This is a genomic window from Streptomyces sp. SudanB52_2052 (assembly GCF_964272415.1).
Lineage (GTDB): Bacteria > Actinomycetota > Actinomycetes > Streptomycetales > Streptomycetaceae > Streptomyces > Streptomyces olindensis.
In genome coordinates this window covers 2,832,893-2,846,591 of the sequence record NZ_OZ186796.1, presented here as the reverse complement: position 1 = coordinate 2,846,591, position 13,699 = coordinate 2,832,893, and the positions used below count along the sequence as shown (strand labels likewise).

Below are 13,699 nucleotides of genomic sequence, written 5' to 3'. Positions count from 1 at the left end.
ACCGGCGGGTTCGACCGGGGCCGAAGATCGTCTGTCGGCCGGGGCGGGGGCGGGGCGAGGATGGCGCCGGGTCCGCCGGTCGTGGGCCCGGAAAGGCAGTGACTCACGTGAACGGCAAGCTCAACGAGCATATGCGCGAGCGGCTTCTCGCGCCGAACTTCTGGCACCTGGCGACGGTGGGAGCGGACGGGGCACCCCAGGTCTCGCCCATGTGGGCGGACCTCGAAGGGGAGTACGTCATGGTCAACACCTCGATCGGGCGGGTGAAGGAGGAGAATCTGCGGCGCAATCCGTACGTTTCGCTGTCCCACCACGACCCCGCCAACCCGTACGACCGGGCGGAGGTCCGGGGGAAGGTCGTCCGCTTCGTGGAGGGCGACGAGGCGGAGCGGGCGATGGACCGGCTGGCGCGCAAGTACCTCGGCGAGGACCGGTACCCGTGGCTGCTGCCCGGCGAGCGCCGGGTGATGCTGCTGATCGAACCGACGCGGGTGCGCCGCCTGGAGGGCGTCGAGCCGTTCCGGCCGGGGATCCTGCCCGAGGGGGCGGCCGGCTGACGATCGCCTCGGCGGACGGCCCGTGCCCGGCGGGCGCTAACGCCAGTCGGGCGTTCCCGAGGCCGGTGGCGGCCGGGACTCGATCCTGGCCCTGACGTCCCGCATCACGGCGACGATGCGCTCCTCGTGCTCCCGCGTCAGCCGCGCCACCGGCACCGAGCAGCTGATGGCGTCGACGACCGGTGTGCCGTAGCGCAGGGCGAAGCCGAAGCCGGCGATGCCGGGCACCGTCTCCTCGCGGTCGATGGAGTAGCCGCGCTCGCGCACCCCGGCCAGGTCGGCGAGGAGTGCGGCACGGTCGGTGTGCGTGTTCTCCGTGAGGGCGGTCAACGGCTCGTCACCGAAAGGCAGTTCGTCGTCGGGGCGCTCGGCGAGCAGGGCCTTGCCGAGCGCCCCCGCGTGCGCCGGGACGCGGCGGCCGACCCGGCTGATGGTGCGCAGGTACTCGTGGGACTCGCGGGTGGCGAGATAGACGACGTCCCGGCCGTCGAGCCGTGCCAGGTGGATGGTCTCGCCCAGCGCGTCCGACGCCTCGTCGAGGTACGGGCGGACCAGTCGGATGCGGCGGTCCCCGTCCAGGTAGCCGGTGCCGGTGAGCAGCGCGCGGATCCCGATGCCGTAGAGGGAGCCGGTGGCGTCCGTGCGGACCCAGCCGGCGTCGACGAGCGTCTGGAGCAGCTGGTACATGCTGCTGCGCGGCACCCGGAGTTCCGCCGCGAGCTGGTCGAGGCGTGAGGGCTCCTCTCCGCGCTCGGCGAGCAGTTCCAGCAGTGCGACAGTCCGGGCCGCCGACTTCACGCCGCGGACGCCCCTGCTGTTCCCCTCCATGCGCTCATCGTAGGTCCCTCCGTAATTCGTGATCGCCCGGCCATTGACCCCTGTCGTTCACCCACTTAACCTCCATCTGCATACGTGGACGCCATCTGCATACGGGGATGGGAGTCGTCGCGCGCTCGTCGGCGCACCGGTTCAAAGGGGAACTGCCTTGCCTCTGCTCGTCGTCGGGATCAGCGTTCTGATCCTGCTGCTCCTCATGACCAGGCTGAGACTGAACGGCTTCGCGGCGCTGCTGCTGGTGGCGGTCGGGGTCGCGCTCGTCCAGGGCGTCCCCGTGGCGACCATCCCGGACGTCCTCTCCGAAGGCATCGGGGACCAGATCGGCGACACCATGCTGACCATCGGGCTCGGCGCCATGGTCGGCCGGGTGATGGGGGACTCGGGTGCCGCCCAGCGGATCGCCGGCAGGCTCCTCGACGCCTTCGGCCCGCGGTGGGTGCAGGTGGCCATGGTGGTCACGGCCATGCTGATCGGTGTGACCATGTTCTACGAGGTCGCGTTCATCATCATCGTGCCGATCGCGTTCACGCTGGTCAGGGTGACCGGGGCGAAGCTGCTGTGGGTCGGGCTGCCGATGTCCATCGCGCTGTCCACCATGCACAGCTTCCTGCCGCCGCACCCCGGGCCCACCGCGGTCGCCGCGACCTTCCACGCCTCCGTCGGACTGACCCTGTTCTACGGCCTGTTCATCGCCGTGCCGGCGGGGGCGCTCATCGCCCTGACCTGGCCCCGCCTGCCGTTCGTCGCGCGGCTGACGCCGTCCATCCCCAAGGGGCTCGTCAGCGAGCGGGAGTTCACCGAGGAGGAGATGCCGGGGCTCGGCTGGTCGCTGTGCGTGGCGCTGTTCCCCGTGGTGCTGATCGTGGCCGCCGCGGTGACCGACATGGCCGCGACCGGGGAGGCCCCGCTGCTGAACGTCGTCGCGTTCGTGGGCTCGGCGCCGATCGCCCTGCTGCTGACGCTGTGTCTGGCCGTGTGGGCGTTCGGGCCCCGGATCGGGCGCAGCCTGAGCGACGTGGGCGCCTCCTGCACCTCGGCGGCCCAGGCGATGGCGATGATCCTGCTGGTGATCGGCGCGGGCGGGGCCTTCAAGAACGTCCTCGTCGAAGGCGGGATCTCCGACTACATCAAGGACGCCACCGACGGCTGGTCCATCTCGCCGATCGTCCTCGCCTGGCTCGTCGCCGTCATCCTGCGCATCGCGCTCGGCTCGGCCACGGTGGCCGTCGTGACGGCGTCCGGGGTGGCGCTGCCGCTGCTCGCGGGCAGCGGGGTGCACCCGGAGGTGATGGTGCTGGCCGTCGCCTGCGGCTCCATCGCGTTCTCGCATGTGAACGACCCCGGGTTCTGGCTGTTCAAGGAGTACTTCAACCTCTCCGTCATCGAGGCGATCAAGGTCCGCACGTCCTACACGACCGTGCTGGCCGTGCTCGGGCTGGGCGGGGTGCTGGTGGGCGAGTGGGTTCTCGACGTTCTCGGTGTGTGAACCACACTTCTGTGAAGGGGCAACTGATGGGGCAACCGATGAGCAGCGGTCGGCAGCCGGTCGTCACGGCGTTCGCCGTCTATCCGGTCGCGGGGCGGGACAGCATGGAGCTGAACCTCTCCGGGGCGCACGGGCCGTACTTCACCCGCAACGTCGTCGTCCTCACCGACTCCGAGGGGCGGACCGGGCTGGGGGAGGTGCCCGGCGGGGAGAAGATCACCCGGACGCTGCGGGACGCCGAGTCGCTGGTCGTCGGGGCGAAGGTGGGGGACTACAAGCGGGTGCTGCGGGAGATCGGGGAACGGTTCGCCGATCGCGACGCCGGTGGGCGGGGTGCGCAGACGTTCGACCTGCGGACCACGGTGCACACGGTGACGGCCGTCGAGTCGGCGCTGCTCGACCTCCTCGGGCAGCACCTCGACGTGCCCGTGGCGGCGCTGCTCGGGGACGGGCAGCAGCGGGAGTCCGTACGGGTGCTGGGTTACCTGTTCTACGTGGGTGACCCGGACCGGACCGACCTGGAGTACGTCCGTGAGCCGGGCTCCCCGGTGGAGTGGTACCGGGTGCGGCACGAGGAGGCGCTGTCGCCGGAGGCGATCGTGCGGCAGGCCGAGGCGGCGTACGAGCTGTACGGGTTCCGGGACTTCAAGCTCAAGGGGGGTGTGCTGGAGGGAGCGGAGGAGGTCGCGGCCGTGCGGGCGCTCAAGCGGCGGTTCCCCGACGCCCGGATCACCCTCGACCCCAACGGGGCCTGGTCGCTGCGCGAGGCGGTCGAACTGTGCCGGCCGCTGGTGGGGACGCTGGCGTACGCCGAGGATCCGTGCGGCGCGGAGGGCGGCTACTCGGGGCGGGAGATCCTCGCGGAGTTCCGCCGGGCGACCGGGCTGCCCACCGCGACCAACATGATCGCGACGGACTGGCGTCAGCTGGCCCACGCGCTGGCTCTGCAGTCGGTGTCCATCCCGCTGGCCGATCCGCACTTCTGGACGATGCAGGGGTCGGTGCGGGTGGCGCAGTTGTGCCACGCGACGGGGCTGACGTGGGGGTGCCACTCCAACAACCACTTCGACATCTCGCTGGCGATGGTGACGCACTGCGGGGCGGCGGCGCCGGGGGAGTACAACGCGCTGGACACGCACTGGATCTGGCAGGAGGGGCTGGAACGGCTGACGGTGGATCCGCCGCTGATCGTGGACGGGGAGGTCGCGGTCCCGGACGCGCCGGGGCTGGGCGTCGCGCTCGACATGGACCGGCTGCTGGCGGCGCACGAGCTGTACCGGGAGAAGGCGCTGGGGGCTCGGGACGACGCGGTGGCGATGCGGTACCTCGTCCCGGACTGGTCGTTCGACGCGAAGCGGCCGTGCCTGGTGCGGTAGCCGCCCGGGCCGGCGAGGGCGGGTGACGGGCCCGGGGCTGGAGGGCTGGGCGCTGGGGGAGCGGCCGGGCTGCCCCTGGCCCTCTGGTGCCGGGAACCCGGCCGTTGCTCCGGGGCGCCGTCCTCTGCTGCCAGGGCGCGCGCTGTTGCTCGGGGACACCAGCTCCTGCCACCGGGGCGCCGGCCGCTGTTCCGGGGCGCAGGGCCCCGCTACGGGGGCCCTGTCCCCTACCGGGACTCTGACCCCGCTACCGGACTCTGACCCCTGCCGGGACCCTTCCCCCGCCACGGGACCCTGGCCCCGCGATGGGGACCTTGGCCCCTGCTACGGGGAGCCTGCCCCTACCGGGACCCTGGCCCCGCTACCGGACTCTGACCCCTGCCGGGACCCTGCCCCCGCTACGGGGGCCCTGCCCCCCGCCACCTGAACCACGGCCCCCCGCCACCGGCACCCGGTCCCCGCTACCGGCACCCGGTCCCCGCTACCGGGACGCCACCTCCAACACCGCCTTTCCGCGGACGCGGCGTCCTCGTAGTGCCTCGGCCGCCTCGTCGAAGCGGGTCCACGGGCCCTGCCAGCCGGTCTCGACGGTGAGGGTGCCCTCGGCCGCCAGCTCGGTGAGGACGGCCAGGTCCGCGCCCGCCTCGCCCTCGATGACGAAGGAGGACAGCGACTTGGCCGGGCCGACGGTCGCGTACGGCGGGAAGACCGCCGGTTCCCCGGACGTCCAGCCGACGCTCTGGACACTGCCTCCGGGAGCGAGCAGCTCCCAGGCCGCGACCAGTTGCGGTCCGCCGACGCTGTCGATGACCAGGTCCACCGGTTCCCGGAGGCCCTCCAGCCCGATCAGCACCTCGTCGGCGCCGGCCTCGGCCAGCCCCTCCGCACGGGCGGCCGAGCCCACCGACGCGATCACCTCCGCACCGGCCCGCGCCGCCAGCTGGACGGCGTACCGGCCGACCCCGCCGGACGCCCCGGTGACCAGCACCCTGCGGCCCGGTCCGAGCCCGGCGGACCGCAGCGCGCGCAGGGCCGCCACTCCCGCGACCGGCAGGGCCGCCGCCTTCGCCATCTCCAGGCCCTCGGGCACCTCGGCGAGCGCGCCCACGCCGATCGCGACGCGCTCGGCGAACGCCCCGGTGGTCAGGGCCACCACCCGCGTGCCCACCGCGGGCCCGTCGCCCCCGGCCGCGGCCCGGACGACCACTCCGGCCGCGTCCGAACCGAGCACCGCGCCCACCGGGACCCGCCCGGAACGGGCGTCGTTGAGGTCGCCGTAGTTCAACGAGGCGTGCGAGACCTCCACCAGGACCTCGTCCGGCCCGGGCACGGGGTCGGCGACCTCGCCGAGACGGACGGCGGCCGGTGCGGACGGATCGACGACCAGAGCGCGAACTGACATGTCTCCCCCTTGGGTTCACGACATGCAACAGCGGACACGCCCACCGGCTTCCCGGCGCCGTTCAGCCCTTCACCGCCCCGCCCAGGGCGAAGCCCCCTCCCAGACGCCTGGCGATCAGGACGTACAAGAGGATCACCGGCGTGGAGTACACGAGGGAGAACGCGGCCAGCTGCCCGTACGCCACCATCCCCCGGTTGCCGAAGAAGTCGTTGATGCTGACCGACGCGGGCATCTGGTCGGGCGTGAGCAGGAGCATGAAGGGGACGAAGAAGTTGCCCCACATCATGACGAAGGAGAAGACCGTCACGACGGCCACGCCGGGGCCCATCAGGGGCAGGACGATCCGCAGCAGCGACTGCGTCGACGACGCCCCGTCGGTCCACGCCGCCTCCTCCAACTCTTTCGGCACGCCGTCCATGAAGTTCTTCATCAGCCAGATCGCGAACGGCAGTTGCGACGCGGCGAAGAAGAAGATCGTGCCGTGCATGGTGTCGATCAGGTCCACCCGCACGAACAGCGCGTAGACCGGGACCATGATCGCTGTGATGGGCAGGCTGGTGGCGAAGAGGATCGTCAGCAGGAACGGGCGGTTGAAGCGGGAGCGGAAGCGGGACAGCGGGTAGGCCGCCAGGGCCGCGCAGACCACCGTCAGCAGCGTCGCGCCGCCGCAGAGGATCAGGCTGTTGAGGAGCGGCGTGAAGGTGATCTCGGGGGTGAGGATCGCGTCGAAGTTGGCCAGGGTGAGGCCGTCGGGTGTCTTCACCCGCAGATTCGCCCGGGGGTCGAGGGCCGAGAGGACGACCCAGGCCAGGGGGAGGACGAACGCGGCGGCGACCACCAGGAGGCCCGCGTCCGCGGCGAGGCGGCGGGTCGTGCGGCGGGAGGCGAGGGTGAGGGCCATGACGGGTCAGACCTCCGTCCGCAGCAGGCGCAGGTAGACGAGGGAGAAGAGGGAGCCGACCACGAGCAGCAGCAGGGCGACCGCCGTGCCGTAGCCGATCAGGCTGTTCTGGAAGGCCTGTTCGTACATGAACAGGGGCAGCGTCTGGCTCCGCCCGCCGGGGCCGCCCCTCGTCATCACCCAGATCAGGCCGAAGACGGAGAGGGTCTGGAGCGTGTTGAGCATCAGGTTCGTGCCGATGGAGCGGCGGATCATGGGCAGCGTGATGTGCCACATGCGGCGCCAGCCGCCCGCCCCGTCGACCTCGGCCGCCTCGGTGATCTCCTTCGGGATCTCGTTCAGCGCCGCCGAGTAGACCAGCATCGAGAACGCCGTGCCGCGCCAGACGTTGGCGAACGACACCGCCAGGATGGGCAGCGTGAACAGCCAGTTCTGCGCGGGCAGGTGCAGCCAGTCCAGGATGGCGTTGAGTGTTCCCTCGCGCCGGAAGAAGGCGTAGAGGAGGAAGCCGGCCACCACCTCCGGCAGCACCCACGCCGTGACGACGATGCCGCCGGTGAGGGTGCGGACCGGTTTCGACGCGCGCTGCATCAGCGCGGCGAGCGCCAGGCCGAGGGTGTTCTGGCCGATCAGGGACGACAGGACCGTGAACACCAGCGTCAGCCATACGGCGTTGCGGAACTCCTCGTCCCCGAGGGCCCGGGTGAAGTTGTCGAGGCCGACGAACGACTCCCGGGCCTGGCCGGTGAGCTGGAGGTCCGTGAAGGCGATGTAGACGCAGTAGGCGATCGGGCCGGCCAGGAAGAGGAGCAGGAGGACGACGGCGGGGGCCAGGGGGAGGATCCGCACCGGCAGGCGGGGGCCGCGTGCCGGGTGCGGGTCCGTGGGGGCCTTGGTGAGCCGGGGGTGGGGTGCGGTGGCGGTCATCGGCCCTCGCTCACCGTTCGACCACCTGGTTGTCGGTGGCGTCCTTCAGCGCGTCCGTGTAGGCGCTCGTCGCCTCGTCCGCCGACGCGTCGCCCGTGGTCACGCTCTCCATCGCCTCCTGGATGGCCGTGGAGACCTTGGGATAGGCCGGGTAGGCGGGGCGGTAGTGCGTGGAGGCCACCAGGTCGGTGAAGAACTTGATGCCGGGCTGGGCGTCGACGTACGCGGGGTCCTCGGCGACGTCCTCGCGGACCGCGATGCCCGAGTTGGCGATGTACCACTTCTGCGCGTTGGCCTTGGTCTGCATCGTCCTGATGAACTCGAACGCCAGGTCCGGGTTGGCCGCCTTGGCGGGGATCGACCAGGTCCAGCCGCCGGACATGCTCACCTTGCCGGGCGCCTGGCCGTGCTGGGTCGGCATGGCGGCCAGACCCAGTTCCTCCGACCACTCGGGCCACTCGTGGCCGCTGCCGGGCAGCCAGTCCTGCGGGAGCCAGGAGCCGTCGAGGGCGATGCCCAGCTCGCCCTGCGGGAGCCACTCGCCGCGCACGCGGGTCATGACGTTGGGGTCGAGGGCGTCGGAGACGTCCGGGCCGAGCTTCTCCTTGTAGACCGTCTCGACGAAGGCGAGCGCGTCCTCGAAGCCCTGCCCGCCGGCGATCCACTTCTTGCTCGCCTTGTCGTACAGGGGGTCCGTGGAGCCGTCGTTCGTGCCGTAGAGCAGCATCTCGAACGTCTGCATGGTGGCGGCCTCGCCGACCGGCTTGCCCGTGTAGACGTTGAGGGGGATGACGCCCGGGACCTTCCGCTTGATGGTGCGGGCCGCGGTGAGGACGTCGTTCCAGGTCTTCGGCTGCCAGTCGGCGGGCAGGCCGGCCTTGGCGAAGATGTCCTTGCTGAACCACAGGCCGCGCGTGTCCGTGCCGTCGGGGACGCCGTACGTCTTGCCGTCCTCGCCCCGGGCCGCCGCCTTCGCCGTGTCCATGAACCGGTTCCAGTCGGGCCACTTGGCGAGGTAGGGGTCGAGGGGCTTCAAGTAGCCGCTGGTGATGTCGGAGTTGATGAGGAACGTGTCCTCGTAGACCAGGTCGGGGGCGGTCTTGGGGGAGCGGAGCATCTGCTGGAGCTTGGTGTAGTACTCCGAGTCCGGGGCCTTGATCGGAACCAGTTCGACCTTCTTGCCGGGGTGGGCCTTCTCGAACTGCTTCTTGATGTCCGCGAGGTAGGTGTCCATCACCTTCACGGAGTTGTCCGTGGACTGTTTGAAGGAGACCTTCACGGTGTCCGGGTCGCTGCCGGAGCCCCCGCCGCAGGCGGTGAGGGCGGTGGCGGCGACGACCAGGGCGACGAGGGGGGTGAGGGCGGCGGTGGGGCGCACGGGCACGACCTCCTACGGGCGCACTTCGTTGTGGCCGGGACGGCTGCGTCGTGAACCTAAGTTGAGTGGTCTAGTCAGGTCAATGCGTGTGCGGCGGTTCCATCGGATGACTGAGGGACCGTCACTGGCCCGTGACCCAGCGGTACTGGAGCTCCGGCCGCCCCACCGTGCCGTACTGCGGACGGCGTGCCGCGCGGCCCGCGTCGACCAGGTGCTCCAGGTAACGGCGGGCCGTGATGCGGGAGATGCCCACCGTCTCGGCCACGCCCGCGGCCGTGAGGCCCTCCGCGCTGTCGCGCAGGGCGATCGTCACCCGCTCCAGCGTGGGCGCGCTCAGGCCCTTGGGCAGGGCGGCCGGGCCGGGGGCGCGCAGGGCCGCGAGCGCCCGGTCCACCTCGTCCTGGCCGCTCGCCTCGCCGACCGCCGCGTGGAACTCCGCGTACCGCACGAGCCGGTCGCGCAGGGTCGCGAAGGTGAACGGCTTCAGGACGTACTGCACGACCCCGAGCGAGACGCCCTCGCGGACGACCGCCAGATCGCGGGCCGACGTCACCGCTATCACGTCGGCGTGGTGGCCGGCCGCCCGCAGGGAGCGGGCCAGTTGCAGGCCGTGCACATCGGGGAGGTGCAGGTCGAGCAGGAGCAGGTCCACCGGCGTGCGGTCCAGGGCCCGGCGGGCCTCCGCGCCCGTGTGCGCCTTGCCCACGGCGACGAAGCCGGGGACCCGGCCGACGTACAGGACGTGGGCGTCGGCGGCCACGGGGTCGTCCTCCACGACCAGGACGCGGATGGCCTTCTCGCTGCTCGTCATGCGTCGCCTCCAGCGCCTCTGGACACCGGGGTCCCGGACGTCGTCCGCCCGGCGACCGCGCCGGACTCCCGCAGCGGGAGCCGTACCTCGAACTCCGCCCCGCCGCCGTCGGCCCGCGTCACCGTCAGCGTCCCGCCGTGCCGCTGCGCCGCCTGCTGGACGAGCGCCAGCCCCAGGCCCCGGCCGCCCGGGCCCGCCGGCTTCGTCGAGAAGCCCCGCTCGAAGACCGCCTCGGCGTGCGCCGGGTCCACACCCGGGCCCGTGTCCGAGACCCGCATCACCAGCTCGGGGGCACCGAGCGGCTCCCGCGCGCTCTCCGTGTCCCGGGCGTCCCCGGCGTCGCCCACGTCGTCGGCGTCCTCGGTGTAGGCCGACACCGTCACCCGCGCCCGCACGCTGCCCTGCGCCGCGTCAACGGCGTTGTCGATCAGATTGCCGAGGATGGTCACCAGGTCCCGCGCCGGCAGGGAATCCGGCAGCAGTCCGTCGTCCAGTCGGCTGTCCTCCGACACCATCAGCTCCACGCCCCGCTCGTTCGCCTGGGCCGTCTTGCCCAGCAGCAGCGCCGCCAGCACCGGCTCGCTCACCGCCGCCACGACCTGGTCGGTCAGTGCCTGCGCCAGCTCCAGCTCGGCCGTCGCGAACTCCACCGCCTCGTCCGCCCGGCCCAGCTCGATCAGCGAGACGACCGTGTGCAGCCGGTTCGCCGCCTCGTGCGCCTGCGAGCGCAGCGCCTGCGTAAAGCCCCGCTCGGAGTCCAACTCGCCCATCAGCGACTGGAGTTCGGTCACATCACGCAGGGTGACGACCGTACCGCGCCGCTCGCCGCCCGACACCGGCGAGGTGTTGATCACCAGGACCCGGGACGCCGTCAGATGCACCTCGTCCACCCGCGGCTCCGACGCCAGCAGCGCACCCGTCAGCGGGGCGGGCAGCCCCAGCTCCGCCACCGACCTGCCCACCACGTCCCCGGCCACGCCGAGCAACTCCCGCCCTCCGTCGTTGATCAACGCCACACGGTACTGCCCGTCCAGCATCAGCAGCCCCTCGCGTACCGCGTGCAGTGCGGCCTGGTGGTAGTCGTGCATGCGGCTCAGCTCGGCGGCGTTCATGCCGTGGGTGTGGCGGCGCAGCCGGGCGTTGATGACGTACGTGCCGACGGCGCCCAGCGCCAGGGCGCCGGCCGCGACACCGAGCAGGGCCGTCAGCTGGTCCTGCACCCGCTGGGTGATCTCCTCGACCCGGATGCCCGCGCTGACCAGGCCGACCACCTTCCGGCCGTCCTGGATCGGGGTGACCGCGCGGACCGAGGGGCCGAGCGTGCCGGTGTAGGTCTCGGTGAAGGTCTGGCCCCGCAGGGCCTTCTCGGTGTGCCCCTGGAACCTCTGGCCGATCTGGTCCGGGTCGGGGTGCGTCCAGCGGATGCCCCGCGGGTTCATGATCGTGATGAAGTCGACCTCGGTGTCCCGCATCACCTTCAGCGCGTACGGCTGGAGCTGGGCGGTCGGGTCGGAGGTGCGGGTCGCCGCCAGCACGGAGGGGGAGTCGGCGACGGACCGCGCCACCGCCCTGGCCTGGCGCCTCGCGGCCTCCTCGGCCTGGCTGCGGTCGCTGACATAAGTGAACAGCGCGTATCCGGCCACGACGACCGCTATCAGAACGGCCTGCATGGCGAAGAGCTGGCCCGCCAGGCTGCGGGGACCGGGGACGGTGAGGCGCATGCCGCCAGTCTGCCCCGTGGCTGATTGTGAACTAAATGAACGGAAGGGTGACCGCGCTCACAGAGCAGGACATAGTCACGGCATTCCCCATAACGCATCTCCGGGAGCCCCGCTCCCTGTTTCCCGGACGTGAGCCGCACGCCGGTGATGCCGACGACGTCGTCAAGGAGGGCCGCCGTGACCAGCGCAGCCGATACGGCACCTGCCGCACCCCGAGCCAAGCGGGACCGCACGCACTATCTGTACATCGCGGTGATCATCGCCGTCGCCGCCGGTATCGCGGTGGGTCTGGCCGCACCCGACTTCGCCGTCGGACTGAAGCCGATCGGAACCGGCTTCGTGAACCTGATCAAGATGATGATCTCGCCGATCATCTTCTGCACGATCGTGCTGGGCATCGGCTCGGTACGGAAGGCCGCCAAGGTCGGCGCCGTCGGCGGTATCGCCCTGGGCTACTTCACGGTGATGTCGCTGATCGCGCTGGGCATCGGCCTGGTCGTCGGCAACATCCTGGAGCCGGGCACGGGCCTGGCGGTGACCGACGCCGTCAAGGACGCGGGTCACGCGCAGGTCGACGCCGAGGCCAAGGGCACCACGGAGTTCCTGCTCGGCATCATCCCGACCACGATCGTCTCCGCCTTCACCAACGAGTCGGTCCTGCAGACCCTGCTGATCGCGCTGCTCGCCGGCTTCGCGCTGCAGGGCATGGGCTCGGCCGGCCAGCCGATCCTGCGCGGCATCGAGCACATCCAGCGGCTCGTCTTCCGCATCCTCGCGATGGTGATGTGGGCCGCCCCGATCGGTGCCTTCGGCGCCATCGCCGCCGTCACCGGCTCCGCCGGCCTGGACGCGCTCAAGAGCCTCGCCGTGCTGATGCTCGGCTTCTACGTCACCTGCTTCCTCTTCGTCTTCATCGTGCTCGGCATCCTGCTGCGCGTGATCTCCGGGCTGAACATCCTCACGCTGTTCAAGTACCTCGGCCGCGAGTTCCTGCTGATCCTGTCCACCTCCTCCTCCGAGTCCGCGCTGCCGCGGCTCATCGCGAAGATGGAGCACCTGGGCGTCAGCAAGCCGGTGGTCGGCATCACCGTCCCGACCGGCTACTCCTTCAACCTCGACGGCACCATGATCTACATGACCATGGCGTCCCTGTTCATCGCCGACGCCATGGGCACCCCGATGTCCGTCGGCGAGCAGATCCCGCTGCTGCTCTTCCTGCTGGTCGCCTCCAAGGGCGCCGCCGGTGTCACCGGTGCCGGTCTCGCGACCCTGGCCGGTGGTCTGCAGTCGCACAAGCCGGCCCTGGTGGACGGCATCGGCCTCATCGTCGGCATCGACCGCTTCATGAGCGAGGCCCGCGCCCTGACCAACTTCGCCGGCAACGCCGTGGCCACCGTGCTGATCGGCACCTGGACGAAGGAGATCGACAAGGACCGCGTCAACCAGGTCCTCGCCGGACAGCTGCCCTTCGACGAGAAGACGCTGCTGGACGACGGGCACGGCGGCCCGGCCCCCGACGACCACGTCGAGGTGCCCGAGCAGGGCGGCGAGAAGGAGCTGGCGAAGGCCTGACGGCCGCGCCGCCCCCGCGAGACTCCGGGCGGCTGGGTGTCCCCCCGTCGCCCAGCCGCCCGGTCCCTGCCTCGCGAAAGATCAATCGTTCAGCTTCGCCACCAGCTCGGTGGCCATCGAGGCGGGCACGCCCGCCGCGGTCAGGACGGTGACCGCGGCGCAGCGGCCCGCCTCTCGTGCTGTCAGGAGGCCGTCGTTCACCGCCTCCAGGACGGCGATCAGCGTCTGCTCGTGCACATAGGCCAGGGCCGGCGCCGGCAGCGGTGAGCTGAAGACGCCCTCGTCCAGGCCGCGCCGCAACAGCCTGACGCTCTCCTCCCGGACGGGCGCGAGCCGTTCCCGGATGCCCTGCATGGTGACCGTGCGCTGGGCGAGCGCGACCAGCAGCCGGTAGCGGTCGGCGATCTCCCACACCGCCAGCACCGAGCGCGCCACGGCCTCCGCCGGGTCCCGCACCCCCTCGCGGCCCGCCGTGTGCGCGGCCGACAGGGCCGCGACCGCCTCGTCGACGAGCGTGCTGATCAGCGCCTCGCGGTTCGGGAAGTGCCCGTAGACGGTCCGCCGTACGACGCCCGCGGCGCGGGCGATCTGGTCCATGGAGGCGTCGGGGTCCCGCAGCAGCTCGGCGAGGGCGACGTCGAGGATGCGGCGCCGGTTGGCGTCGGCGCGGCTGGTGTTGCCCGTGGTCATGGACGCCATTGTGCCCTTCCCCCGATCGATTTGCACAGCGC

Annotated in this window: 12 protein-coding genes; 4 read left to right on the top strand and 8 right to left on the bottom strand. The window is 71.5% G+C overall.

What is annotated here, in order from left to right:
• Positions 1 to 131: 131 nt before the first annotated feature.
• Positions 132 to 557, top strand: coding sequence for a PPOX class F420-dependent oxidoreductase (locus ACSUPV_RS12300; RefSeq protein WP_037766633.1), 426 nt, complete (start codon positions 132 to 134; stop codon positions 555 to 557).
• 36 nt (positions 558 to 593) lie between these two features.
• Here ACSUPV_RS12300 and ACSUPV_RS12295 read toward each other — a convergent pair whose 3' ends face one another.
• On the bottom strand, positions 594 to 1,385 hold the full coding sequence (locus tag ACSUPV_RS12295; RefSeq protein WP_037766573.1) for an IclR family transcriptional regulator: 792 nt from the start codon (positions 1,383 to 1,385) through the stop codon (positions 594 to 596).
• Between the two features lie 157 nt (positions 1,386 to 1,542).
• On the opposite strand from ACSUPV_RS12295, the gene ACSUPV_RS12290 reads away from it, so the two are divergent.
• Together ACSUPV_RS12290 and ACSUPV_RS12285 are read left to right on the top strand one after the other, a co-directional pair.
• Positions 1,543 to 2,880 carry a gluconate:H+ symporter gene (locus tag ACSUPV_RS12290; RefSeq protein ID WP_037766571.1) on the top strand — a complete coding sequence of 446 codons (1,338 nt, stop codon included), beginning with the start codon at positions 1,543 to 1,545 and terminating at the stop codon, positions 2,878 to 2,880.
• 38 nt (positions 2,881 to 2,918) lie between these two features.
• Positions 2,919 to 4,256 (top strand): enolase C-terminal domain-like protein, encoded by a 1,338-nt coding sequence (locus ACSUPV_RS12285; RefSeq protein ID WP_382616238.1) that lies wholly within the window; start codon positions 2,919 to 2,921, stop codon positions 4,254 to 4,256.
• Positions 4,257 to 4,737: 481 nt separating this feature from the next.
• On the opposite strand, the gene ACSUPV_RS12280 is transcribed toward ACSUPV_RS12285, so the two are convergent.
• The 6 genes from ACSUPV_RS12280 to ACSUPV_RS12255 form a co-directional block, all read right to left on the bottom strand.
• The gene (locus ACSUPV_RS12280; protein ID WP_031116388.1) at positions 4,738 to 5,658 is read right to left on the bottom strand and encodes a zinc-binding dehydrogenase; all 921 of its coding nucleotides are present in this window, start codon (positions 5,656 to 5,658) and stop codon (positions 4,738 to 4,740) included.
• Positions 5,659 to 5,719: 61 nt separating this feature from the next.
• The gene (locus ACSUPV_RS12275; protein WP_031116387.1) at positions 5,720 to 6,559 is read right to left on the bottom strand and encodes a carbohydrate ABC transporter permease; all 840 of its coding nucleotides are present in this window, start codon (positions 6,557 to 6,559) and stop codon (positions 5,720 to 5,722) included.
• A 6-nt stretch (positions 6,560 to 6,565) separates the two neighbouring features.
• Positions 6,566 to 7,486, bottom strand: a complete 921-nt coding sequence (locus ACSUPV_RS12270) for a carbohydrate ABC transporter permease (RefSeq protein ID WP_037766565.1) — start codon at positions 7,484 to 7,486, stop codon at positions 6,566 to 6,568.
• A gap of 10 nt (positions 7,487 to 7,496) precedes the next feature.
• Positions 7,497 to 8,864, bottom strand: a complete 1,368-nt coding sequence (locus ACSUPV_RS12265; protein ID WP_031116385.1) for an extracellular solute-binding protein — start codon at positions 8,862 to 8,864, stop codon at positions 7,497 to 7,499.
• A 121-nt stretch (positions 8,865 to 8,985) separates the two neighbouring features.
• Positions 8,986 to 9,675: a response regulator gene (locus ACSUPV_RS12260; protein ID WP_031116384.1), complete on the bottom strand. Its 690-nt coding sequence runs from the start codon at positions 9,673 to 9,675 to the stop codon at positions 8,986 to 8,988.
• Positions 9,672 to 11,396: a sensor histidine kinase gene (locus tag ACSUPV_RS12255; RefSeq protein WP_037766562.1), complete on the bottom strand. Its 1,725-nt coding sequence runs from the start codon at positions 11,394 to 11,396 to the stop codon at positions 9,672 to 9,674. The genes ACSUPV_RS12260 and ACSUPV_RS12255 overlap by 4 nt, the downstream gene beginning before the upstream one ends.
• A 177-nt stretch (positions 11,397 to 11,573) precedes the next feature.
• Here ACSUPV_RS12255 and ACSUPV_RS12250 point away from each other — a divergent pair, with 177 nt between their 5' ends.
• Positions 11,574 to 12,968 carry a cation:dicarboxylate symporter family transporter gene (locus ACSUPV_RS12250; RefSeq protein WP_436947469.1) on the top strand — a complete coding sequence of 465 codons (1,395 nt, stop codon included), beginning with the start codon at positions 11,574 to 11,576 and terminating at the stop codon, positions 12,966 to 12,968.
• An 81-nt stretch (positions 12,969 to 13,049) separates the two neighbouring features.
• Here the strand turns inward: ACSUPV_RS12250 and ACSUPV_RS12245 are convergent, their stop codons facing one another.
• Complete coding sequence (locus tag ACSUPV_RS12245) at positions 13,050 to 13,667, bottom strand: TetR/AcrR family transcriptional regulator (RefSeq protein WP_031116380.1); 618 nt, start codon at positions 13,665 to 13,667, stop codon at positions 13,050 to 13,052.
• Positions 13,668 to 13,699: the final 32 nt, after the last annotated feature.